The organism is Streptomyces tricolor (genome assembly GCF_002155905.1).
Lineage (GTDB): Bacteria > Actinomycetota > Actinomycetes > Streptomycetales > Streptomycetaceae > Streptomyces > Streptomyces tricolor.
Genome location: NZ_MUMF01000207.1, coordinates 1 through 21,304, shown reverse-complemented (window position 1 = coordinate 21,304; position 21,304 = coordinate 1). Strand labels below are relative to the sequence as shown.

The following is a 21,304-nucleotide window of genomic DNA, read 5'->3' as shown; positions in this document are numbered from 1 at the left end:
GCCACATCCTCATACAACCCCATGGATCACGCACGCCCGCCACGGGCGAGGCGGACGACGGACCGTGGGCGACACGGACGAGAGACAGGACAGCGCATCGTGCCCGAGACCACCCGCCGAGCAGACCGCCTTCCCGGCACCCGGTACGGCAACCGCCCCACCATGAAGGATGTGGCGGCACGCGCCGGGGTGGGGCTCAAGACGGTCTCCCGGGTGGTCAACGGCGAGCCCGGGGTCACCCCGGACACCGAGCGGCGGGTGCAGGAGGCGATCGAGGCGCTCGGCTTCCGCCGCAACGACAGCGCCCGGGTGCTGCGCAAGGGCCGGACGGCGAGCATCGGTCTGGTCCTGGAGGATCTCGCGGACCCTTTCTACGGCCCGCTCAGCCGAGCCGTGGAAGAGGTGGCCCGCGCCCACGGCGCCCTGCTGATCAACGGCTCCAGCGCCGAGGACCCCGAGCGCGAGCAGGAGCTGGCGCTGGCCCTGTGCGCACGCCGGGTGGACGGTTTGGTGGTGATCCCGGCCGGGGACGACCACCGCTATCTGGAGCCGGAGATCAGGGCCGGTGTGGCGACCGTGTTCGTGGACCGCCCGGCCGGCCGGATCGACGCCGACGTGGTGCTGTCCGACAACTACGGCGGTGCCCGCGACGGCGTCGCCCATCTCATCGCGCACGGCCACCGCCGGATCGGCTTCATCGGCGACATGCCCCGCATCCACACCGCGGCCGAGCGGCTGCGCGGCTACCGGGCGGCGATGGAAGACGCGGGCATAGCCGTCGAGGAGCGCTGGATGTCCCTCGGCGCGACGGATCCGGAGCGGGTGCGCCGGGCCGCGGAGGAGATGCTGTCCGGACCCGACCCGGTCACCGCGATCTTCGCGGGCAACAACCGGGTGACGGTCACCGTGATCCGGGTGCTGGCCGAGCAGTCGCGCCAGGTCGCGTTCGTCGGCTTCGACGACATCGAGCTGGCCGATCTGCTCCAGCCGGGCGTCACGGTCGTCGCCCAGGACGCGGCGGCCCTGGGCCGTACCGCCGCCGAGCGCCTCTTCCGCCAGCTGGACGGCACCCTCGTCGCACCTGAGCGGATCGAGCTGCCGACCCGTCTGATCACCCGCGGCTCGGGGGAACTGCCGCCGGCGGACTGATCCTGGCCCATTCACTCGCCCCCGCCCAACTGGAGGGCGAGGGCGGCCATGATCACCATGACGGCCTCTCGGGCGGCTCCGGTGTCATCTCCTGGCCGAGGAAGCGGGACAGGCCCGCAGGCGGGCCCGCCGGCACGTGGTGGTTCTCGCGCGGGAGGAGGCACGGCTTCTGCGGCGTACGGCTTCGAGCCTTCGTGCCTGTCCGACCCCGCCGCCACGAGCCCGTACGCCAAGCACCACAGCCGGGCCCTGCTCCGCCTCGCCAGACGCCGAGCCGGCGTGCCCTCCTCACTCCGCCGGCCAGTCACAACGACCGGATCGAGGACGGCCTGCTCGTCCTCGATCGCAGTCCCCGTGCCCCAGCCGATAGGGAGCCCCTGGCTCCCCGGCCGCAGAAGACCACCACCCCGTCTCCTCTGTCACCGTCACCTCGGTCTGCCGGGCAGGTACCGGCCGTGAGACGGGGCGGGGCTGCGCGCTCGGGTGGTGCTACGGGGCGGAGGCCGTCAGGTCGCCGCGTCGGGGGGCCGCGAAGGCCTCCAGGTCGGTGCGGGTGAGGCCGGTGAGGCGGGCGACCTCGGCGATGTCCAGGGCGCCGCAGTCCAGGCCGCGCAGCAGGTAGCCGCTGAGGGCCTTGGCGGTGGCGGGCTCGTCCATGACGTCGCCGCCGGCCCGGTTGGCGTACCGGGCGAGGCGGGCCGCCGCCTGTTCGAAGCCCTCGCGGTAGAAGGCGAACACGGCCGCGTAGCGGGTGGGGATGTGGCCGGGGTGCATGTCCCAGCCCTGGTAGTAGGCGCGGGCGAGGGCGCGGCGGGTGAGGCCGTAGTGGAGGCGCCAGGCGTCGTGGACCTTGGCGGTCGGGCCGACGGGCAGGACGTTGGTGGAGCCGTCGGAGACGCGGACGCCGGTGCCGGCCGCCGCCACCTGCATGACCGCCTTGGCGTGGTCGGCGGCCGGGTGGTCGCTGGCCTGGTAGGCGGCGGAGACGCCGAGGCAGGCGCTGTAGTCGAAGGTGCCGTAGTGCAGTCCGGTGGCGCGGCCCTCGGCGGCCTGGATCATGCGGGCGACGGTGGCGGTGCCGTCGGTGGCGAGGATGGCCTGGCTGGTCTCGATCTGGATCTCGAAGCCCAGCCGGCCGGCGTCCAGGCCGTGCGCCTTCTCGAAGGCCTCCAGCAGCCGGACGAAGGCGCCGACCTGCTCGGGGTAGGTCACCTTGGGCAGGGTGAGGACGAGGCCCTCGGGCAGCCCGCCGGCCTCCATCAGGCCGGTGAGGAAGACGTCGAGGGTGCGGATGCCCCGGTCGCGTACGGCGGCCTCCATGCACTTCATGCGGATGCCCATGTACGGCGCCGCCGTGCCGTCGCGGTACGCCTCGGCGATCAGGCGGGCGGCGCGGGCGGCCGTCGCGTCCTCCTCGGCGTCGGGGCGGGGGCCGTAACCGTCCTCGAAGTCGACGCGCAGGTCTTCGATCGGCTCCCGCTCCAGCTTGGCGCGGACGCGCGAGTAGACCGGCTCGGCGAGGTCGTCCGCCAGTCCGAGGACGGCCGCGAAGGAGGCGGCGTCCGGGGCGTGTTCGTCGAGGGCCGCGAGGGCCCGGTCGCCCCAGGAGCGGATGGTGTCGGCGGCGAAGGCGTCGCCGGGGACGTACACGGTGTGGACGGGCTGCCGGGTGCCGGGGTCCCCGGGATAGCGGCGCTCCAGCTCCGCGTCGACCGGTGCGAGGGAGGCGCTGATCTCCTCGCTGACGGCGCCCGCGAGACTTGTCGCCACCTGCTCCTGCTGACCCATCCCACACCCTCCAAGCTTTCCGCTGTACGGAATCAACAATCCGTATAGCGAAGTTATCCGGCAACCTTCCCGCTGGTCAACACCGCATTCCGTGCACTCCACCCCGCCATCTCGGCATGTTCACGTCCATATGACACCGTGCAGGCCGCACACTCCTGTCGCGCAGCGCACGCAGCACCTACCGCACAGCGCGTCAGCAACGACTCGCCCGTAAGCCGTCGCAGAAGGAGCACCCGTGCCGATCCACCGCCGCGTCCCGCGCCGTTTGGGCCTGAAGACCGCGTTAGCCGCCACGATCTCCCTGCCCCTGTCCAGTACAGCACTCTCCGCCGACCCCGCCTCGGCGGGCGAACGGCACGGCGGACCGCTGCGCGTCATGTCGTTCAACCTCCGCTACGCGAGCACCGCCGAGCCCCACAGCTGGGCCGTCCGCAGGCCCGTGACCCGCGCTCTGCTGCACCGGGAGCGCCTCCATGTCATCGGCACGCAGGAGGGCCTCTACCAGCAGCTGCGCGACATCGAGGCCGACCTCGGAGCGCGCTACGACTGGATCGGCACCGGACGCGCCGGCGGCAGCCGCGACGAGTTCATGGCGGTGTTCTACGACACCCGCCGGCTCGTCCCCGAGGAGTACGACCACTTCTGGCTCTCCGACACGCCGGACGTGATCGGCTCCAACACCTGGGGCGGCGGCTCCATCCGGATGGTGACCTGGGTCCGGTTCCGGGACCGGGCCGACGGCGACCGCGAGTTCTACCTCCTGAACACCCACCTCGACAACGCCAGCAGGAACGCACGCGCGCGTGCCGCCGCCCTGATCGGCGAGCGCATCGGCAAACTCGACGGCTCGCTGCCGCTCGTGGTCACCGGGGACTTCAACGTCGCCGCCCACAAGGACCCCGTCTACGACACGATGCTCGGCGCGGGCCTGGTCGACACCTGGGACACGGCGGCCGAGCGCAGCAGGCTGTACGGGACCTTCCACGGCTACCGGCCGCTCACGCCGGACGGCGACCGCATCGACTGGATCCTCGCCACGCCCGGTGTCACGACGCACCGGGCCTCGATCAACACCTTCTCGCTGGACGGCCAGTTCCCCAGCGACCACCTGCCCGTGCAGGCGTCCCTGACCCTGGGACGAGCGACGCCGTGACACGGCGAGGCCCCCGTGACCGGCGCGCGGTCACGGGGGCCTCGTACGGCGACGGGGAGGCTCAGCCCTTGCGGGTCTTGATCTCCTCGGTCAGCTGCGGCACGACGTCGAACAGGTCGCCGACCACACCGAAGTCGACCAGCTCGAAGATCGGGGCCTCGGCGTCCTTGTTGACGGCCACGATCGTCTTCGAGGTCTGCATACCGGCGCGGTGCTGGATGGCGCCGGAGATGCCGTTGGCGATGTACAGCTGCGGCGAGACCGACTTGCCGGTCTGGCCGACCTGGTTGGTGTGCGGGTACCAGCCGGCGTCGACGGCGGCGCGCGAGGCACCGACGGCCGCGCCGAGCTGGTCGGCGAGGGCCTCGATGATCGCGAAGTTCTCGGCGCCGTTCACACCGCGGCCACCGGAGACCACGATCGCGGCCTCGGTCAGCTCCGGGCGGCCCGTCGACTCACGCGGCGTACGGCCGGTGATCTTCGTGCCGGTCGCCTGGGCCGAGAAGGTCACGGACAGGGCCTCGACCGCGCCCGCGGCCGGGGCGGCCTCCACGGCGGCCGAGTTCGGCTTGACCGTGATGACCGGGGTGCCCTTGATGACCCGCGACTTGGTGGTGAAGGACGCGGCGAACACCGACTGGGTGGCCACCGGGCCCTCGTCGCCGGCCTCAAGGTCGACGGCGTCGGTGATGATGCCGGAGCCGATGCGCAGCGCGAGGCGGGCGGCGATCTCCTTGCCCTCGGCGGAGGACGGGACCAGCACGGCGGCCGGGGAGACGGCCTCGTAGGCCGCCTGCAGGGCGTCCACCTTCGGCACGACCAGGTACTCGGCGTACTCGGACGCGTCGTGGGTGAGGACCTTCACCGCGCCGTGCTCGGCGAGCGTGGCGGCGGTGTCGGCGGCGCCGTTGCCGAGGGCCACGGCGACGGGCTCGCCGATGCGGCGGGCCAGGGTCAGCAGCTCCAAGGTGGGCTTGCGGACGGCACCGTCCACGTGGTCGACGTAGACGAGGACTTCAGCCATGGGATTGCTCTCCTGCGAAACGAAGTTGAGGGGCGGTCAGCGGGGGCGAGCCTCAGATGAACTTCTGGCTCGCGAGGAACTCAGCGAGCTGCTTGCCGCCCTCGCCCTCGTCCTTGACGATGGTGCCGGCCGTGCGGGCCGGACGCTCGGTCGCGGCCTCGACCTTGGTGAACGCGCCGTCCAGGCCGACCTCCTCGGCCTCGATGTCCAGGTCGGACAGGTCCCAGGACTCCACCGGCTTCTTCTTGGCCGCCATGATGCCCTTGAAGGACGGGTAGCGGGCCTCACCGGACTGGTCGGTCACGGAGACGACCGCCGGGAGGGAGGCCTCCAGCTGCTCCGAGGCGGTGTCGCCGTCGCGGCGGCCCTTGACCACGCCGTCCTCGACGGAGACCTCGGACAGCAGGGTGACCTGCGGGACGCCCAGGCGCTCGGCGACCAGCGCCGGGACGACGCCCATGGTGCCGTCGGTGGAGGCCATGCCGGAGATGACCAGGTCGTAGCCGGCCTTCTCGATGGCCTTGGCCAGCACCAGGGAGGTGCCGATGGCGTCGGTGCCGTGCAGGTCGTCGTCCTCGACGTGGATGGCCTTGTCGGCACCCATCGAGAGGGCCTTGCGGAGCGCGTCCTTGGCGTCCTCCGGGCCGACCGTCAGGACGGTGACCTCGGCGTCGTCCGCGTTCTCCGCGATCTGCAGCGCCTGCTCGACCGCGTACTCGTCCAGCTCGGAGAGCAGACCGTCCACGTCGTCGCGGTCGACGGTCAGGTCATCGGCGAAGTGCCGGTCGCCAGTGGCGTCGGGCACGTACTTCACAGTGACAACGATCCTCAAGCTCACGCCGGCTCTCCTACTGCATCGTCATTTCGGGCTGCCTCTTGCAGGCAGCATAGGCGCCTCAAGCGGCCGATCCCGGTCGGGGCGTCCGCGCGCTCCGAACGAAATATTACTCGTCAGTACACCCAGTTCATGCCCGCTAAGCAAGCGCTTTGAACTGTGACCTTCGCAACGCAGCGTAACCGGAACTCGACGGCTTCGCAGGCGGGGGTCACGTGATCAATCCCGCAGGCCGCTGAAGCGTCCCTGGTGGTAGAGGAGCGGGCGGCCGGCGCCCGAGGGATCGCCGAGGACCACCTCGGCGAGCACGATCCGGTGGTCGCCGGCCGGGACCCGCCCGACGATCCGGCACACCAGCCAGGCGAGTACGTCGTCCAGCACCGGCACGCCTTCCGGACCCTCCCGCCAGGCGGTGGGCGCACCGAAGCGGTCGGCGCCGCTGCGGGCGAAGGTGGCGGCCAGCTCGCTCTGGTGCTCGCCGAGTATGTGCACGCCGACGTGGTCCGCCTCGGCGATCGCGGGCCAGCTGGAGGCGCCGGTGCCGATGCCGAAGGAGACCAGCGGCGGCTCGGCGGAGACGGAGGTCAGGGAGGTGGCGGTGAAGCCGACCGGGCCGGCGGTCCCGCGCGCGGTGATCACCGCCACACCGGCGGCGTGCCGGCGGAAGGTGGAGCGCAGCAGATCGGGGGAGGCGAGCTGGGGAGTGCCGAGGTCGGGCGTGGCCGTCATGGAGTTGTCCTTCTGCGAGGGAGGAGAAACGGGTCCGTGGCTGCTCAGCAGCCCGGACAGCGCGCGCTCGCGGTGCGGGCGAGGTCGACGTGGACCCGTCCGTAGAGAAGGAGTTCGATCGGCATACGGTCAGGCTGACGATAGGTGGTGCGTGCAGTCAAGCGGGTTCCGGGATCTGGAAGATGTCTCACGATTCCCTGAAACTCGCTCACACGGCCTCCCCCAGGGCGGCGATGACGTCGGCCTTGCGGGGCTGTCCGGTGGCGCGCCGCACCACCCGCCCGTCGGCGTCCAGGACCAGGACGGTGGGCGTCTTGAGGATCTCCAGGGCGCGGACGAGGTCCAGGCGGGCTTCGGCGTCGATCTCGACGTGGGTCACGCCGGGGACCATCCCGGCGACCTCGCCGAGGATGCGCCGGGTGGCCCGGCAGGGCGCGCAGAAGGCGCTGGAGAACTGCACCAGCGTGGCGCGCTCCCCCAGTCGCTCTCCCAGTTCGCCGCCGAGTCCGGCCGCCCCGGGCCGCCTGTCTTCCTCGCGCTCGCGCACCCGCGTTCTCCCGTTCCGCCGTTCGCTGTCGTCCGCCCGCCCTCAGCACAAGCGTTCACGGGACGGCAATGATTCCCGCGCGAGGGAGCGATTCCCCACCGGGGGCCGGCCGGGGGGTGCGAAATGTTCCCGCTTCCGGAGAGGGCGGCGACTCGGGTGAAGTAAAGCGGGCATAAAGATCCGAAGCGGGTTGTAGGCCGACGTGACGAGGATCTCGCCGCGGCGGGGCACCAGGACTGGCTACCCGTCCGTTCTTCGGGCACGATCTGCGAGACGCCGTAAACCTACGGCTGCGTAACTTTCCCGCCGGGAGCCCCTTTCCCGAGCAGAGTAGAAAGGGTCCGCCCCGCCCATGGCAGAGCTGGTCTACCGTCCCGTCATCGGTTTCGCCAAGACGTTGTTCAAGGTCTGGGATCTGAAGATCGACTGCCAGGGGTCGGAGAACATCCCGCGCTCGGGCGGCGCCGTCCTGGTGAGCAATCACATCAGCTACCTGGACTTCGTCTTCAACGGCCTGGCCGCCCTGCCGCAGAAGCGCCTGGTGCGGTTCATGGCGAAGGAGTCGGTCTTCCGGCACAAGGTGTCCGGGCCGCTGATGCGCGGGATGAAGCACATCCCCGTGGACCGCAAGCAGGGCGAGGCGGCGTACGCGCACGCGCTGGACTCGCTGCGCTCCGGCGAGATCGTCGGGGTGTTCCCGGAGGCGACGATCTCGCAGTCCTTCACGCTGAAGAGCTTCAAGTCGGGCGCGGCCCGGCTGGCCCAGGAGGCCGGCGTCCCGCTGGTCCCGATGGCGGTGTGGGGCACGCAGCGGCTGTGGACGAAGGGCCACCCGCGCAACTTCAAGCGGAACCACCTGCCGGTCACCATTCGGGTCGGCGAGGCGGTGGAGGCACCCCTCGACCAGTACGCCGGCGCCATCACGCGCCGGCTGCGCGAGCGCGTCCAGGAACTGCTGGACACCGCCCAGCGCGCGTACCCGGGCCGTCCGAAGGGCCCCGAGGACTCCTGGTGGCTGCCCGCCCACCTGGGCGGCACGGCACCGACGGCGGAGCAGCTGCGCACGGCCGAGGCCCATTGAGCCGCGCCCGGCCCTGAGGTGGCGATCCGTCGGCCGGAAAATTTCCGGGACGGGTCGGTAAGGATGCGGCGGGTCTCCGACATGTAAGAGGTGTGGAGACCCTGAAGACCCGGAGCGACGGTGATCTGGCCGCGCGGTTCACGGCGTTGTACGTCCGTGAACACCCGCGGGTGTGCGCCTACGTGCACCGGCGGTCGGGCGACCGAGCGGCGGCGGAGGAACTGACCGCCGAGGTCTTCCGCACCGCGTGGGAGCGGATGGCGGCGGGCCAGGACGTGGGACCCGGGTGGCTCTTCGTCACCGCGCGCAACCTGCTGAGCAACCACTACCGCTCGATGGCACGCCTGACGGAGATACACCGCACCATCGCCGACACGATGGGCGGTGCTCCGGCGTCGAGTGAGGACAACGCCGTGCTCGACGCCCTGGACCGGCTTCCCACCGCGCACCGCGAGGTGCTGCTGCTGAGCTACTGGGACGGGCTCAGCGCGGCGGAGACCGGCGCGGTCCTCGGGTGCAGCGCATCCGCGGTATGGGTCCGGCTGCACCGAGCGCGCAAAGCATTCCGTGCCGTTTACGATCTGCCTCAGGAGCCTGTGTGATGCGTGTCAAGTCTCTGATCAAGAACGCCAACCCGGTCCCGCACACGGCGTCCGAGCCCCTGTCCGCGCGCGCGGCCGACGAGCTGTCCTCGCTGGTCGGATCCGACCATGTCACGTCCCCCGCACCCGCTCGCCGGGCGCCCCGGCGGGGTTTCCTGGTGGCCGCCGTGGCCTGCGGAGCCGCCGCGGCCGTCGCCGGCGTCACCTTCTTCGGCCTCCAGGGCGACCCGGCCGGGGCGGGCGGCGACCGGGCCGGGGCCCGGAGCGGCTCGGCGGGGCCGGCCGAGGGCACGGGCGGCGGGCTCACCGCCGACGAGCCGCACTTCGCCGGCACGGCGGCGCTGGAGGGAGCGGCGGACGTGATCGTGCGGGCGCGGCTCGGTGCCGGGCAGCAGGGGTCCGGCGACGACGCCGGCACCACGGTGGCGACGGCGAAGGTGCTGGCGACCGCCAAGGGCCGGACACCGGGCGATGCGATCCAGGTGTCGTACACGACCCCCGGCAGCGGGCCCGAGACCGCCGGACTCACCGCCGGGAAGGAGTACGTGCTCCTGCTCGACAAGGGCGAGGGCGGACGCTACGTCCTGGTGAACACCACGCAGGGCTGGTACGAGGTCGAGGACGGTACGGCGGTCGCCGCACAGGGCAACAGGGTGGCGCTGAGCCCGCGCGTGCGCGAGGCGCTCCGGCTCGCCCCGTGGAACCGGTGAGACGGCGCCGGTGCGCCACGGACGATCCCGTGGCGCACCGGCCGGTGGGGTACTGCGGTGTGCTCAGCGGTTCTTGGCGATCCGGTTGACCTTGGCGGCCAGCTGGTCGACCTTGCCGGCGCCCGTGAAGCCGCCGACCGACACGGCCTTGACCGTGCCGTCCGCCTTGACCGTGTAGAGCGCCTGCTCCGGGTTGAGCAGGTCGTACGGGCTCTTGCCGTGGGCGGCGAGCATGAGCACGTACTTCGACCCGCCCTTGGCGAGCATGGTGGTGTCCGTCTCCTTGTAGGACACCCCCTTGTACGTGCCACCGAGCTGGCTGACCTCGATGGTGTCGCCGACGGCCACCTTCCCGGCGAGTGTCCGGGTGACCTTCACCTTGGAGACGGTGACGATGACCGGGTTCGCCTCGGCCGCCTTCTTGGCCTCCTTGGCCTCGGCGGGCGACAGGCCGGCCTGCGGGTTGGTCGCGGGGTCGTCACCGGCGGGCGCGTCGGGCAGCACCTTCTGCACCCGGCTGCCGACCACGGTGCCCTCGACGACGGCGTCGGACTTCTTGATGACGTCGTCGAGCGAGGCGTACGCGGGGTAGTCCGCGTGGTAGGTCACGGTGTCCGAGGTCGCCGGGGAGTCCGCGCCGTTCGTGGAGCCGTCCGCGGAGCAGCCGACGGCGGCGAACGCGGCGAGCATCGCCGTCCCGGTGACGAGAATGTTCCGTCTCACGTTCATCGGTAGATCCTCTTCACCTCGGACTTGTCGTACGGCTGCGGCTTCTGGATCTTCGAGCGGTCGCGGCTGTGCTTCATCAGCGACGCCTTGCTCGTGTTGGGGTTGTCGGCGAGGCTGAGGGCGTGCCCCAGCTCGTGGGTGCTGGTGCTGCGCACCCACTTGTCGTACTTGGGGATGTTCCCCGTGTCCCGCCAGAGGGTCTTGGCGTTGACCTTGATCTGGAAGGAGCGGTTGGGCCGCGAGCCGGAGGGCGCGTACAGGCCGTACCAGCTCTGGTTGTAGTTGCCGGCCGTGAAGCTGGGCTTGGCGCTGGACTTGCGCTTGATGCTGGCCCCGACACCGGCGTTGTTCCAGTTGCCGCGAGCGGTGTCGAAGTACTTGACCCATTCGCTGTTGATGCCGACGGTCTTCACGCTGAACGACCGCTTGGGCATGCCGCCGCTGTAGTACGTCGCCTCGGCGGGTGCCGACACGGCCAGCGTGCCCGCGATGGCCAGCGCGGCACTCGTGGTGAAGGTGAATGACGCTCGTGCGATTCTTCGATTCAACTGTTCTCCCCGTGAATTGAGCAGACGGCACGGCCGGGCAGGAACCCGGATCTCTCCACGGTCGGCGCAGCGTGATACATCCACGTCCTGGATGTCAGGTCGTGGGAAAGGCACGCGAAAGGAATGGGGACGCGGGTGGTCGACGCATCCCGAGAATTGCTGATTTCCCCCTTGTGAATCCCCCGTTGACCGGCTGCACCGCGATGCCGCCTGTGATCGGGACCTAGCCTCACAGGCGGCAGCCGCCCGCGACATCACTCTCAAGTAGGAGAAGTCATCTCCTACTTGAGAATGATGCCTTCCAAGCCACGCCAGCTCACAGGGAGTTGGGCAGCGTCCTCCACAGGTGCGGCCGGTCGGGGGCGGCCCGCAGGGCGGCGAGGACGGCCGGGTGCGGTGCGGCGTACAGCAGCGGATAGTCCAGCTCGCCTGACGCCGGGTCAGGGGTCCAGGCCAACTGCTCGCCGTTCAGGGAGAATTGAGCGTCGACACCCGGCTTGTTGCCGCGCGGGTCCTGCCGGTGCCAGGCTCCGTCGAAGCGGACGGCGACCAGGCCGTGGACGGCATGGCCGCCCTCGCCGTCGGTCAGCCGCTGGTAGCACAGGGCGGTCGGGATGTCCTCGGCCCGCAGCAGCGCGGCGAGCGCATGGCACTTGGCGTAGCAGATGCCGGTGCCCAGGGCCAGCACGTCGGAGGCGCGCCAGGTGACGCGGAGGTCGCCGGAGTCCTGGGAGTGCGGGATGGCGTCGCGGACGAACGCGAAGGCGGCCCGCGCATAGTCATACGAATCGGCGGCCTCGGCGGCCAGGCGGGCGGCGGCCTTCCGGACCACCGGATGATGGTGGTCGATGGCCTCGTCGGCGGCCAAGTAGGCGGACAGGTCGACGGTGTTCTGGATGAGATCCATGCCCGCAGAGCATAGGAACGCGATCACCTGAGCCGCAATGGATTTTCAGGTGATCGCATACCTATGCATAACCTGGGGTCAGCGGGCCATCTCCTCCTTGAGCGCCGCGACGAACAGGTCGACGTCGTCCTCCGTGGTGTCGAAGGAGCACATCCAGCGCACCACGCCGGCGGCCTCGTCCCAGAAGTAGAACCGGAACCGCTTCTGCAGCCGCTCGCTCACGTCGTGCGGCAGCCTGGCGAAGACGCCGTTGGCCTGCACCGGGTAGAGGATCTCCACGCCGTGCACCGCGCGGACCCCCTCGGCGAGCCGCTGGGCCATCTCGTTGGCGTGGCGGGCGTTGCGCAGCCACAGGTCCTTGGCGAGGAGGGCCTCCAGCTGGACGGAGACGAAGCGCATCTTGGAGGCCAGCTGCATCGACATCTTCCGCAGGTGCTTCATCTGCCGCACCGCGTCCTGGTTGAGGACGACGACCGCCTCGCCGAACAGCGCGCCGTTCTTCGTCCCGCCCAGGGAGAGGATGTCGACGCCGACCGCGTTGGTGAACGTCCGCATGGGCACGTTCAGGGAGGCGGCGGCGTTGGCTATCCGGGAGCCGTCCAGGTGCACCTTCATGCCGCGCGCGTGGGCGTGCTCGCAGATCGCGCGGATCTCCCCGGGCGTGTAGAGGGTGCCCAGCTCGGTGCTCTGGGTGATCGACACGACCTGCGGCATCGCGCGGTGCTCGTCCTCCCAGCCGTACGCCTGCCGGTCGATCAGCTCGGGTGTGAGCTTGCCGTCGGGCGTGGGCACGGTGAGCAGCTTCAGTCCGCCCATCCGCTCGGGCGCGCCGCCCTCGTCCACGTTGATGTGGGCGCTCTCGGCGCAGATCACCGCGCCCCAGCGGTCGGTGACCGCCTGGAGCGCGACGACGTTCGCGCCGGTGCCGTTGAAGACCGGGAAGGCCTCCGCGGTGGCACCGAAGTGGCTGCGGATGATCCGCTGGAGGTTCTCGGTGTAGTCGTCCTCGCCGTACGCCACCTGATGGCCGCCGTTGGCGAGGGCCAGGGCGGCCATGACCTCGGGGTGGGCTCCGGCGTAGTTGTCACTGGCGAAACCGCGGACCTGCGGGTCGTGATGGCGACGCGCGTCGGTCTTGGCAGGGTTCACGGCTTCTCGGTCAGCCACAGACGGTTTCCGTTCACTTCTGCGGCGGGCTTGCTCCAGACGCCCTCGATGGCCTCGGCCAGGTCCTTGACGTCCGTGAAACCCGCGAACTTCGCGTTGGGGCGTTCGGCGCGCATCGCGTCGTGCACCAGCGCCTTCACCACCAGGATGGCAGCCGCCGAGTGCGGTCCCTGCTCGCCCCCCGCCTTGCGGAAGCCGTCCGCCATGGCGAGCGTCCACGCCTCGGCGGCGGCCTTGGCCGCGGAGTACGCCGCGTTGCCCGCGGTCGGCTTCGACGCGCCGGCGGCGCTGATGAGCAGGTACCGTCCGCGGTCGCTGCGCTGGAGGGCGTCGTAGAAGGCGAGCGAGGTGTGCTGGACGGTGCGGACGAGCAGCTTCTCCAGCAGGTCCCAGTCGGCCAGGTCGGTGTCGGCGAAGGTCGCGCCGCCACGCCAGCCGCCGACGAGGTGGACCAGGCCGTCGATCCGCCCGTGGTCCTTCTCGATGCGCGCGGCCCAGGCCCGGGTGTCCTCCAGGTCGAGCAGGTCGACGGTCTCCCCGGTGACCGTGGCGCCGCCCCCGGCGTAGCGGGCCGCGTCCACCGCCTCCGCGAGGCGCTCGGGGTTGTTGTCGGCGCCCACGACGACCGCGCCCGCCTCGGCGAGCCGGACCAGCGCCGCGTGCCCGGCGGGGCCGCCCGCGCCGGCCACCGCGATCACCGCACCGCTGAGAGACCCGTTGCCCACCATGTTCTTCCCCTCTTGAACAGTGTTCGTGTCGATGGCGCGGTCGCTCACGCGGCGACCCGCTCGGCGGCGTCCGCCGTGATGCCCTTGGTGGAGGCGATCACATTCTTCAGCTTCTTGGACAGCGCCTCATAGAACATGCTCAGCGGAAACTCGTCCGGAAGCACGTCGTCCACGAGCTTGCGCGGCGGCTGGGTCAGGTCCAGGGCGTCCGGGCCCTTGGCCCACTTGGAGCCGGGGTGCGGCGCGAGGTAGGTGGAGACCAGCTCGTAGCCGGCGAACCAGTGCACCAGCTTCGGGCGGTCGATGCCGTCCCGGTAGAGCTTCTCGATCTCGGCGCACAGCTGGTTGGTGACCTGCGGGGCGCGCTCCCAGTCGATGGAGAGCTTGTTGTCGGTCCAGCGGACGACGTCGTGCTTGTGCAGGTAGGCGAAGAGCAGCTGGCCGCCGAGGCCGTCGTAGTTGCGGTTGCGGTCGCCGGTGACCGGGAAGCGGAACATGCGGTCGAAGAGCACCGCGTACTGCACGTCACGGGCCTGCGGGACGCCGTCCGCCTGGAGCTTCACGGCCTCCTTGAAGGCGGTGAGGTCACAGCGCAGCTCCTCCAGGCCGTACATCCAGAACGGCTGGCGCTGCTTGATCATGAACGGATCGAACGGCAGGTCGCCGTGGCTGTGGGTGCGGTCGTGGACCATGTCCCACAGGACGAAGGCCTCTTCGCAGCGCTTCTGGTCGTGGACCATGGCGGCGATGTCCTCGGGCAGCTCCAGACCCAGGATGTCCACGGCGGCCTCGGTCACGCGGCGGAAGCGCGCGGCCTCGCGGTCGCAGAAGATGCCACCCCAGGAGAAACGTTCCGGCGCCTCGCGGACGGCGATCGTCTCCGGGAAGAGCACGGCCGAGTTGGTGTCGTAGCCCGAGGTGAAGTCCTCGAAGGTGATGCCGCAGAACAGCGGGTTGTCGTAGCGGGTGCGCTCCAGCTCGGCCAGCCACTCCGGCCAGACCATGCGCAGCACGACCGCCTCCAGGTTGCGGTCCGGGTTGCCGTTCTGCGTGTACATCGGGAAGACGACCAGGTGCTGCAGGCCGTGCGCGCGGTTCGCGGCGGGCTGGAAGGCCAGCAGGGAGTCCAGGAAGTCCGGCACCTGGAAACCGCCCTCGGCCCAGCGGCGGAGGTCCTTCACGAGCGCCTCGTGGTAGGCGCTGTCGTGCGGGAGGAGCGGGGAGAGCCGCTCGACCGCGTCCGCGACACGCTCGACGGCCGCCTCGGCGTCGGCCCGCCGCGGCGCGCCCTCGGCGTCGAAGTCGATCGATCCGTCCTTCGACTGCCATGGCCGGATCTGCTCCACGGCATCCTTGAGCACGGGCCATGCCGGGTGCTCCACCACCCTGGTCGACGAAGGAACCTGTCCCTCGGTAGCCGCCTGCACAAGAATTTCCGTCATGTCCCATCCTCCACGGGAGAACCTCGCGTATGGACACCGTATGCATACCCTGTTTCTCTCAGCAAGAGCATGGTCGGGAAATTCTTCTGTCCGTCGCCATGGTCACCGACATTTTTCCTGCCGTCCGACGTGACGACGCTCACTTCCGTCCGGCGCTCTCCGACCCCGGACGAGCGGCCGTCCGACCGGTCAAGGGCGCGGGGACTCGCCCACGGGAGAGTGACGGTGCGGACGGGTATCGGCCAACTGGCGCCCGCCCCGCACCCCGAATGCCCGGCGCAGCCACGGGTTCAACGCGCGGCCCGGCCATTAGGCTGCGGGCTTGCCGCGTGGACGACGAGGTCCGGAACGGGGGCGTCGGTCCGCGCGTCGCCGAGCCGCCGTCGACGGAAGCGAGTTGAACCTTGAACTTCCTTACCATCGGTCACCGCGGTGTCATGGGCGTCGAGCCCGAGAACACCCTCCGTTCCTTCGTCGCCGCGCAGCGGGCCGGCCTCGACCTGATCGAACTCGATCTGCATCTGAGCAAGGACGGCGCCCTGGTCGTCATGCACGACGCAGAGGTGGACCGTACGACCGACGGCTCCGGGCCGATCGCCGACAAGACCCTCGCGGAGCTGCGCGCCCTGGACGCGGGCCGCGGCGAGCGGGTGCCGGTGTTCGAGGAGGTCCTGGAGGCCGTGCAGACACCCCTGCAGGCCGAGATCAAGGACGTGGCGGCGGCCCGGGCGCTGGCCGAGGTGATGCACGCGCGCGACCTGACGGCCCGGGTGGAGGTCTCCTCGTTCCACGACGAGGCGGTCGCCGAGATCGCGCGGCTGGTGCCGGGCGTGCGCACCGCGCTGGTCGCGAGCCGGTACGGCACCGACGTGGTGGACCGCGCGGTCGCCGTGGGCGCCGCGACCGTGTGTCTCAACATCCGCCGGCTCACCCTGGAGATCGTCGAGCACGCGCGCGCGTCCGGGCTGCGGATCATCGGCTGGGTGGTCAACACGCAGGACCAGCTGCGGCTGGTGCGCGCCCTGGAGCTGGACGGGGCGACCACCGACTATCCGGAGATCAAGCGCACGGGCCGGTTCACCGCGTGACCCGGCGTCCGGGCCGCGCGCCCGGACGCCCGCCTGCGCGTCACACCAGCGGCTTGGCCAGCACCTCGAACCGCAGGTCGGCACGGAGCGGGATGCCGTAGCGCTCGTCGCCGTACGGGAAGGGATGCGTCTCTCCCGTACGGCGGTAGCCGCGGCGCTCGTACCAGGCGATCAGGTCCTCCCGTACGTTGATCACCGCCATCCGCATCTCGGTGGCCCCCCAGGTCTCCCGGGCCAGGCGCTCCGCCTCCGCCATGACGATCTTGCCGAGGCCGGTGCCCTGCTGCGTGGGCGTGACCGCGAACATGCCGAAGTAGGCGTGATCGACGCGGTGTTCCAGCTGGCAGCAGGCGACGATGCGGCCGTCCCGCTCGACGGTGAGCAGCCGGCTCTCGGGGCCCTTGATCACCTCCAGCACGCCCTCGGGGTCGGTCCGCTGGCCCTCCAGGAAGTCCGCCTCGGTGGTCCACCCGGCCCGGCTGCTGTCCCCCCGGTACGCCGACTCGACCAGGGCGACGAGGGCGTCGACGTCGGCGTCGGTGGCGTCGCGGAAGGTCAGTCCGGTGGCGGGGGTGTCCATGGCAGCGTCTCCGATCTCGGGCGTGGCTGAGCCACCGATGAGGGTAACCCTGCCGCTAGGCTCCGCCCGCATGGTGCATGTACTCAGCAGCCGGATCCTGCTCCGGCCCACCGACCCCGAACGCTCCCGCGCCTTCTACGGCGAGCAGCTCGGCCTCTCCGTCTACCGCGAGTTCGGTACCGGTCCCGAGCGCGGCACGGTCTACTTCCTCGGTGGCGGCTTCCTGGAACTGTCCGGCCGGTCCGACGCCCCGGCCTCGCCCGGGCCGCGCCTGTGGTTGCAGGTCGAGGACGTGACAGCGGCGTGCGAGGAACTGCGGGCGCGCGGTGTCGAGATCGTCCGGCCCCCGGTGCGGGAGCCGTGGGGCCTGGTCGAGATGTGGACCGCCGACCCGGACGGCACGCCGATCGTCCTGGTGGAGATCCCGGCGGACCATCCGCTCCGCTACCGGCCCGGCATCTAGTCGACGGCCTGGCGCCGCGCCGCCCCCGGTGCGCGGGCCCCCGCACATCGAGGACCGCACCGGCCGGCCGACCGGCGTCACCACCTGAGCCACGGCCCGGCCCGGGCACCGCGAGCCGACCGGACACGGCCCACGACCCCGGGCCGCACGCCCGGACCCACCACAGGCATCCGGGCCTCCCCGACATCAAGAACCGCACCGACCGGCCAACCACCCCCACCACCTGAGCCACAACCCAGCCCGGGCACCGCGAGCCGACCGAACACGGCCCACGACCCCGGGCCGCACGCCCCGACCCACCACAGGCATCCGGGCCTCCCCGACATCAAGAACCGCACCAACCGGCCAACCACCCCCACCACCTGAGCCACAACCCAGCCCGGGCACCGCGAGCCGACCGAACACGGCCCACGACCCCGGGCCGCACGCCCCGACCCACCTCAGGCGTCCGGGCCTCCCGCACATCGAGGACCGCACCGGCCTGCCGATCGCCGTCACCTCCTGCACGGGTGCCGCGAGGCGGTCGGCCGCGCCCGTTCTCGTGTCGGCGTCCGTGGCCGGCAGCGCGCTTCGGTGTCGGGCGCGTCCTCATGGGCGGCGTCGGTCGCGGCGCGGGCCCCTTCGCGCTGCGTGGAGGGCGGGGTCTGCGCGGGTGCGGCGCCGGTCTGCTGTCGGCCCGCGAGGCGCCGTCGGTGGTCACGGGGCGGGGGGTCAGCTCGGTCGGTGGTGCCAGGCGCGGTCCGTGCGGGTCAGTTCGTGGAAGCCGGCGGCGCGCAGGCACGCCAGGGCGGCCGTGTCCTCGGCGTCGGCATAGGCGAGGACGCGGTCCGCTCCGGACAGCCTCAGCCAGTGGGCGGCGTGGCCCAACAGCCGGTGTTCCCAGCCCTGGTCCCGGTGGGCGGGTTCGACGTGCAGGTTGCCGATGTCGGCCAGGCCGGCGGCGCGGGCGTGGCGTTCGGGGCGGGCCAGGGAGGTGTCGGTCTCGACGAAGCCGATGACGCCCGTGTCCGTGCGGGCGGTGAAGCGGGTGCCGCACTCCCCCACCGTGCGCTCGACGGTGACGCCGGGGCGCGGCTCGGGGCCGGGCAGGTCGGCCGTGCGGGCGAGGAGGATCACCTCGGTGACCCCGGTGTGCCGGAATCCGGCGCGTTCGTAGAGGGAGCGCACGTGCGGCCAGGGCCGGGGCAGGCCGTAGACGGCGGGGGCGGGCAGGTCTCCGGAGGCGCGGCGGACCCGGACCTGCCAGCGGGCCAGCCGGGCCAGGCAGGCGCTCATCAGCAGATCGGCGGCGCGCTCGGTGCCCGGCCGGAAGGAGGCGGGCGGGTGCCAGAGGAACCAGTCGATCTCGCCGGCGTCCCGGTAGTCCGCGCCGACCTCGTCGTCCGCGCGGTACCGCTTCAGGTGGGCCGCCGCGACGACGTGCCCGCGGTCCTCGGCGACGAGCGTGGCCCGCTCGCCCACCCAGGGGTCGGTCACGAACTCCTCGGGCTGCCGCTCCAGTGCGCTGAGCACCGTGTTCACGGAGACGGAGACTCCGGGGACGACGGCGGCCACATGGGCGTTCACCAGGTCGGTCAGCTGGTCGCGGTCGTCGCGGCGGAAGGGGCGTACCTCGGGCATGGGTGACCTCCGGTCTCGTGAAGGATCGGTCAGGCCGCCGTGCGATGCGGTACGGCGCCGAGGCTACGCCGGTGCGGCCGGACGGGCCAGCGGGTTTCGGCACTGCGGGCGGCCGTTTGCCTTGGAGGGCGCTCCAGCTCCTAGCGTCGTACGCACCACCTCCGGGGAAAGGAAGCATTCGTGCGGTACACGCTGTTCGGACGGACCGGTCTGCGCGTCAGCGAGCTGGCGCTCGGCTCGATGACCTTCGGTGAGGACTGGGGCTGGGGTGTGGACAAGGACACCAGCGCCCGGATCCTCGACACCTACGCCGACGCGGGCGGCAATTTCGTCGACACCGCGAACAACTACACCTCGGGCAGCTCCGAACGGATCCTGGGCGAGCTGCTGGCCGGGCGCCGGGAGCGGTTCGTCCTCGCGAGCAAGTACACGTGCGGCACCCGGGACGGGGACCCCAACTCCGCCGGCAACCACCGCAAGAACCTCGTGCAGTCGGTCGAGGAGAGCCTGCGGCGGCTGCGCACGGACCGGCTCGACGTGCTGTGGGTGCACGCCCGGGACAACTTCACCCCGGTGGAGGAGGTGATGCGTGCCCTGGACGACGTCGTACGCTCCGGCAAGGTGCTCTACGTGGGGGTGTCGGACTGGCCGGCGTGGGAGATCGCGCAGGCCAACACGCTGGCCGAGCTGCGCGGTTGGACGTGTTTCGCGGGTTCGCAGCTGCGCTACAGCCTGCTGGACCGGACACCGGAGCGCGAACTCCTGCCTCAGGCACGGGCGTTCGACCTCGCCGTGTTCGCCTGGGCGCCGCTGGCCGCGGGCAAGCTCACCGGGAAGTACCGGCGCGGGGAGCGGGGGCGGCTGGACACGCTCGGGATCAAGACCGAGGCGTGGGAGGAGGAGGTCATCGGCGCGGTCCTGGACATCGCCGGGCAGGGCGGCTGGAGTCCGGCGCAGGTGGCCCTGGCCTGGCTGCTGGGCGGGCCCGGGAACGTCGTACCGATCGTGTCGGCGACCGCGCCCGGGCAGCTGGCGGACAACCTGGCGAGCACCGGGGTCCGGCTGGACGCGGACGCGCGGGCGCGCCTGGACGAGGTGAGCGCGGTCCCGCTGGGGTTCCCGCACGAGTTCCTGCGCGAGGCACCCATCACCCGCAATGTGTACGGCGACCGGTGGCCGGACATCGACGACCGCCGCTCGACCCACCGTCGTACGGTGCACGACGTGCTGTAGCGCGCCGGTCGCGGCTACGCCCGCAGCGCGCCCGCCCGGCCTTCCAGACGGCCGAGCAACTCGGCGAGCAGGCCCGCGAGTTCGCCCTGGCCCTGCGCGTCGAGGACGGACAGCACGGCCGTCTCGTAGGCGAGCTGCTCGGGGAGGATGCCGTCGACCAGGTCGCGGCCCGCGTCGGTGAGACGGACGTGGGCGACGCGGCGGTCACGGGTATCGCCGCGCCGTTCGACCAGGCCGCGCTCGGTCAGCTGCTTGAGCCGCTTGGTGACGGCGGCCCCGGAGGAGAAGGTCTCCCGGGCCACTTCGCTCGGGGTCAGTTCGTGGCCGGTGCGGCGCAGCGCGCCGAGCAGGTCGAACTCGGGGCGGCTCAGGCCGGCCCGGCGCAGCGGGGCGTCCTCGGCCTGCTGGAGCAGGGCGGCGCAGCGGTTGATCCGGCCGATGATCTCCATGGGCCCGGTGTCCAGCTCGGGGTGGACGGCCCGCCACTGACGGACGACGGCGGAGACGGTGTCGCCGCGCGCGGGGTCGGTGCCGGTCCCGGGCCGGGCACCGGCCGGGTCGCCAGTGGGCGTCGGTCCGCCGTTCGTCGCCGTCATGGCCGTATGTCCTCCGTCGTTCTGCCCGGGTCCTGGTCACGGTCACGCTCCCGGCCCGGGGTGTCGTCCCGGTCCTGCGGTACGAGCCCCTGGCGTCGTACCGTCGCCGCGAGCGTACGGTGTCCGGCCTGCTCGGTGAGCACGACCCGCTCCTCGGGCAGGGCGCGCTGCCACCACTCGCCGGCGGCGGCGTCGGCCGTGGCGCGCAGGTCGACGAGGGCGGCGGCGAGGGCGCGGCGGGCGGATTCCAGGGCGTGCGGGGCGGGGTGCGGCTCGGCGAGCAGGCGGGCGGCGTGCTCGCGGGCGCGTTCGGCCGCGGTCAGCGCGTGGTCCAGGCGGTCGCCGGCGCGCCGGTTGGTGACGACGACGGCGGCGGCGAAGCCGGCCAGGGCGCCGACGAGGGTGTCCGCGACCCGGTCGGTGATCAGCTCGGCCGGGTCCTGGGCGCGGGCGAACTCGGTGATGAGCAGGGCCATCGGGGTGACGCAGACGCTGCCCAGCCAGTAGTTGCGGCCGATGAGGGCCTCGGCGCCGAAGTTGAGGGCGAGCGAGCACAGCACCAGGGCGGCGGGGTGCAGGTGGGCG

Annotated in this window: 23 protein-coding genes; 8 read left to right on the top strand and 15 right to left on the bottom strand. The window is 71.7% G+C overall.

Translation table 11 applies throughout. The features are described 5' to 3' along the window. Positions 1-99: 99 nt before the first annotated feature. Positions 100-1,149 carry a LacI family DNA-binding transcriptional regulator gene (locus tag CCN44_RS15905; RefSeq protein ID WP_086698001.1) on the top strand — a complete coding sequence of 350 codons (1,050 nt, stop codon included), beginning with the start codon at positions 100-102 and terminating at the stop codon, positions 1,147-1,149. 489 nt (positions 1,150-1,638) lie between these two features. On the opposite strand, the gene CCN44_RS15900 is transcribed toward CCN44_RS15905, so the two are convergent. Continuing rightward, positions 1,639-2,937 carry a DUF6986 family protein gene (locus CCN44_RS15900; RefSeq protein ID WP_059247835.1) on the bottom strand — a complete coding sequence of 433 codons (1,299 nt, stop codon included), beginning with the start codon at positions 2,935-2,937 and terminating at the stop codon, positions 1,639-1,641. A 235-nt stretch (positions 2,938-3,172) separates the two neighbouring features. On the opposite strand from CCN44_RS15900, the gene CCN44_RS15895 reads away from it, so the two are divergent. Beyond that, complete coding sequence (locus CCN44_RS15895) at positions 3,173-4,090, top strand: endonuclease/exonuclease/phosphatase family protein (RefSeq protein ID WP_059247836.1); 918 nt, start codon at positions 3,173-3,175, stop codon at positions 4,088-4,090. Between the two features lie 61 nt (positions 4,091-4,151). Here CCN44_RS15895 and CCN44_RS15890 read toward each other — a convergent pair whose 3' ends face one another. From CCN44_RS15890 to CCN44_RS15875, 4 genes are all read right to left on the bottom strand, one after another. After that, positions 4,152-5,114, bottom strand: a complete 963-nt coding sequence (locus CCN44_RS15890; RefSeq protein WP_059247837.1) for an electron transfer flavoprotein subunit alpha/FixB family protein — start codon at positions 5,112-5,114, stop codon at positions 4,152-4,154. Between the two features lie 52 nt (positions 5,115-5,166). Beyond that, positions 5,167-5,952, bottom strand: coding sequence for an electron transfer flavoprotein subunit beta/FixA family protein (locus CCN44_RS15885; protein ID WP_086698000.1), 786 nt, complete (start codon positions 5,950-5,952; stop codon positions 5,167-5,169). 216 nt (positions 5,953-6,168) lie between these two features. Beyond that, the gene (locus tag CCN44_RS15880) at positions 6,169-6,678 is read right to left on the bottom strand and encodes a flavin reductase family protein (RefSeq protein WP_086697999.1); all 510 of its coding nucleotides are present in this window, start codon (positions 6,676-6,678) and stop codon (positions 6,169-6,171) included. A gap of 208 nt (positions 6,679-6,886) precedes the next feature. Continuing rightward, positions 6,887-7,225 (bottom strand): TlpA family protein disulfide reductase, encoded by a 339-nt coding sequence (locus tag CCN44_RS15875; RefSeq protein ID WP_059247840.1) that lies wholly within the window; start codon positions 7,223-7,225, stop codon positions 6,887-6,889. Positions 7,226-7,577: 352 nt separating this feature from the next. On the opposite strand from CCN44_RS15875, the gene CCN44_RS15870 reads away from it, so the two are divergent. The 3 genes from CCN44_RS15870 (at position 7,578) to CCN44_RS44035 (ending at position 9,618) form a co-directional block, all read left to right on the top strand. Then, on the top strand, positions 7,578-8,306 hold the full coding sequence (locus CCN44_RS15870; RefSeq protein WP_086697998.1) for a lysophospholipid acyltransferase family protein: 729 nt from the start codon (positions 7,578-7,580) through the stop codon (positions 8,304-8,306). Positions 8,307-8,398: 92 nt separating this feature from the next. Next, a complete protein-coding gene (locus tag CCN44_RS15865) occupies positions 8,399-8,908 on the top strand; it encodes an RNA polymerase sigma factor (RefSeq protein WP_086697997.1) in 510 nt (169 codons plus the stop codon). After that, positions 8,908-9,618 (top strand): hypothetical protein, encoded by a 711-nt coding sequence (locus CCN44_RS44035; protein ID WP_223283958.1) that lies wholly within the window; start codon positions 8,908-8,910, stop codon positions 9,616-9,618. The genes CCN44_RS15865 and CCN44_RS44035 overlap by 1 nt, the downstream gene beginning before the upstream one ends. Positions 9,619-9,681: 63 nt before the next feature. Here CCN44_RS44035 and CCN44_RS15855 read toward each other — a convergent pair whose 3' ends face one another. The 6 genes from CCN44_RS15855 to CCN44_RS15830 form a co-directional block, all read right to left on the bottom strand. Beyond that, positions 9,682-10,347, bottom strand: a complete 666-nt coding sequence (locus CCN44_RS15855) for a hypothetical protein (protein WP_059247844.1) — start codon at positions 10,345-10,347, stop codon at positions 9,682-9,684. Beyond that, positions 10,344-10,895: a zinc metalloprotease gene (locus tag CCN44_RS15850; RefSeq protein ID WP_223283957.1), complete on the bottom strand. Its 552-nt coding sequence runs from the start codon at positions 10,893-10,895 to the stop codon at positions 10,344-10,346. The genes CCN44_RS15855 and CCN44_RS15850 overlap by 4 nt, the downstream gene beginning before the upstream one ends. A gap of 316 nt (positions 10,896-11,211) precedes the next feature. After that, entirely contained in the window at positions 11,212-11,802 is a 591-nt protein-coding gene (locus CCN44_RS15845) for a transglutaminase-like domain-containing protein (RefSeq protein WP_059247846.1), read from the bottom strand. A 78-nt stretch (positions 11,803-11,880) separates the two neighbouring features. Beyond that, a complete protein-coding gene (locus CCN44_RS15840; RefSeq protein WP_059247848.1) occupies positions 11,881-12,951 on the bottom strand; it encodes a threonine aldolase family protein in 1,071 nt (356 codons plus the stop codon). Then, complete coding sequence (locus tag CCN44_RS15835) at positions 12,948-13,694, bottom strand: SDR family oxidoreductase (protein ID WP_059254801.1); 747 nt, start codon at positions 13,692-13,694, stop codon at positions 12,948-12,950. The genes CCN44_RS15840 and CCN44_RS15835 overlap by 4 nt, the downstream gene beginning before the upstream one ends. 47 nt (positions 13,695-13,741) lie before the next feature. After that, positions 13,742-15,139, bottom strand: a complete 1,398-nt coding sequence (locus CCN44_RS15830; protein WP_059247850.1) for a DUF6421 family protein — start codon at positions 15,137-15,139, stop codon at positions 13,742-13,744. Positions 15,140-15,543: 404 nt separating this feature from the next. Between CCN44_RS15830 and CCN44_RS15825 the strand changes: the two genes are divergently transcribed. Beyond that, entirely contained in the window at positions 15,544-16,227 is a 684-nt protein-coding gene (locus CCN44_RS15825) for a glycerophosphodiester phosphodiesterase (RefSeq protein ID WP_086697996.1), read from the top strand. Positions 16,228-16,267: 40 nt separating this feature from the next. Here the strand turns inward: CCN44_RS15825 and CCN44_RS15820 are convergent, their stop codons facing one another. After that, the gene (locus tag CCN44_RS15820) at positions 16,268-16,807 is read right to left on the bottom strand and encodes a GNAT family N-acetyltransferase (protein WP_086697995.1); all 540 of its coding nucleotides are present in this window, start codon (positions 16,805-16,807) and stop codon (positions 16,268-16,270) included. 70 nt (positions 16,808-16,877) lie between these two features. Between CCN44_RS15820 and CCN44_RS15815 the strand changes: the two genes are divergently transcribed. Then, positions 16,878-17,270 carry a VOC family protein gene (locus tag CCN44_RS15815; protein WP_059247856.1) on the top strand — a complete coding sequence of 131 codons (393 nt, stop codon included), beginning with the start codon at positions 16,878-16,880 and terminating at the stop codon, positions 17,268-17,270. A gap of 711 nt (positions 17,271-17,981) precedes the next feature. On the opposite strand, the gene CCN44_RS15810 is transcribed toward CCN44_RS15815, so the two are convergent. Then, positions 17,982-18,890 carry a GNAT family N-acetyltransferase gene (locus CCN44_RS15810; RefSeq protein ID WP_086697994.1) on the bottom strand — a complete coding sequence of 303 codons (909 nt, stop codon included), beginning with the start codon at positions 18,888-18,890 and terminating at the stop codon, positions 17,982-17,984. A gap of 180 nt (positions 18,891-19,070) precedes the next feature. Between CCN44_RS15810 and CCN44_RS15805 the strand changes: the two genes are divergently transcribed. Beyond that, on the top strand, positions 19,071-20,123 hold the full coding sequence (locus tag CCN44_RS15805) for an aldo/keto reductase (protein ID WP_059247860.1): 1,053 nt from the start codon (positions 19,071-19,073) through the stop codon (positions 20,121-20,123). A 14-nt stretch (positions 20,124-20,137) separates the two neighbouring features. On the opposite strand, the gene CCN44_RS15800 is transcribed toward CCN44_RS15805, so the two are convergent. Together CCN44_RS15800 and CCN44_RS15795 are read right to left on the bottom strand one after the other, a co-directional pair. Beyond that, on the bottom strand, positions 20,138-20,719 hold the full coding sequence (locus tag CCN44_RS15800) for a MarR family winged helix-turn-helix transcriptional regulator (RefSeq protein WP_086697993.1): 582 nt from the start codon (positions 20,717-20,719) through the stop codon (positions 20,138-20,140). After that, a partial coding sequence (locus tag CCN44_RS15795; RefSeq protein ID WP_143649779.1) for an FUSC family protein occupies positions 20,716-21,304 on the bottom strand: 589 nt, incomplete at its 5' end. The genes CCN44_RS15800 and CCN44_RS15795, both read right to left, overlap by 4 nt.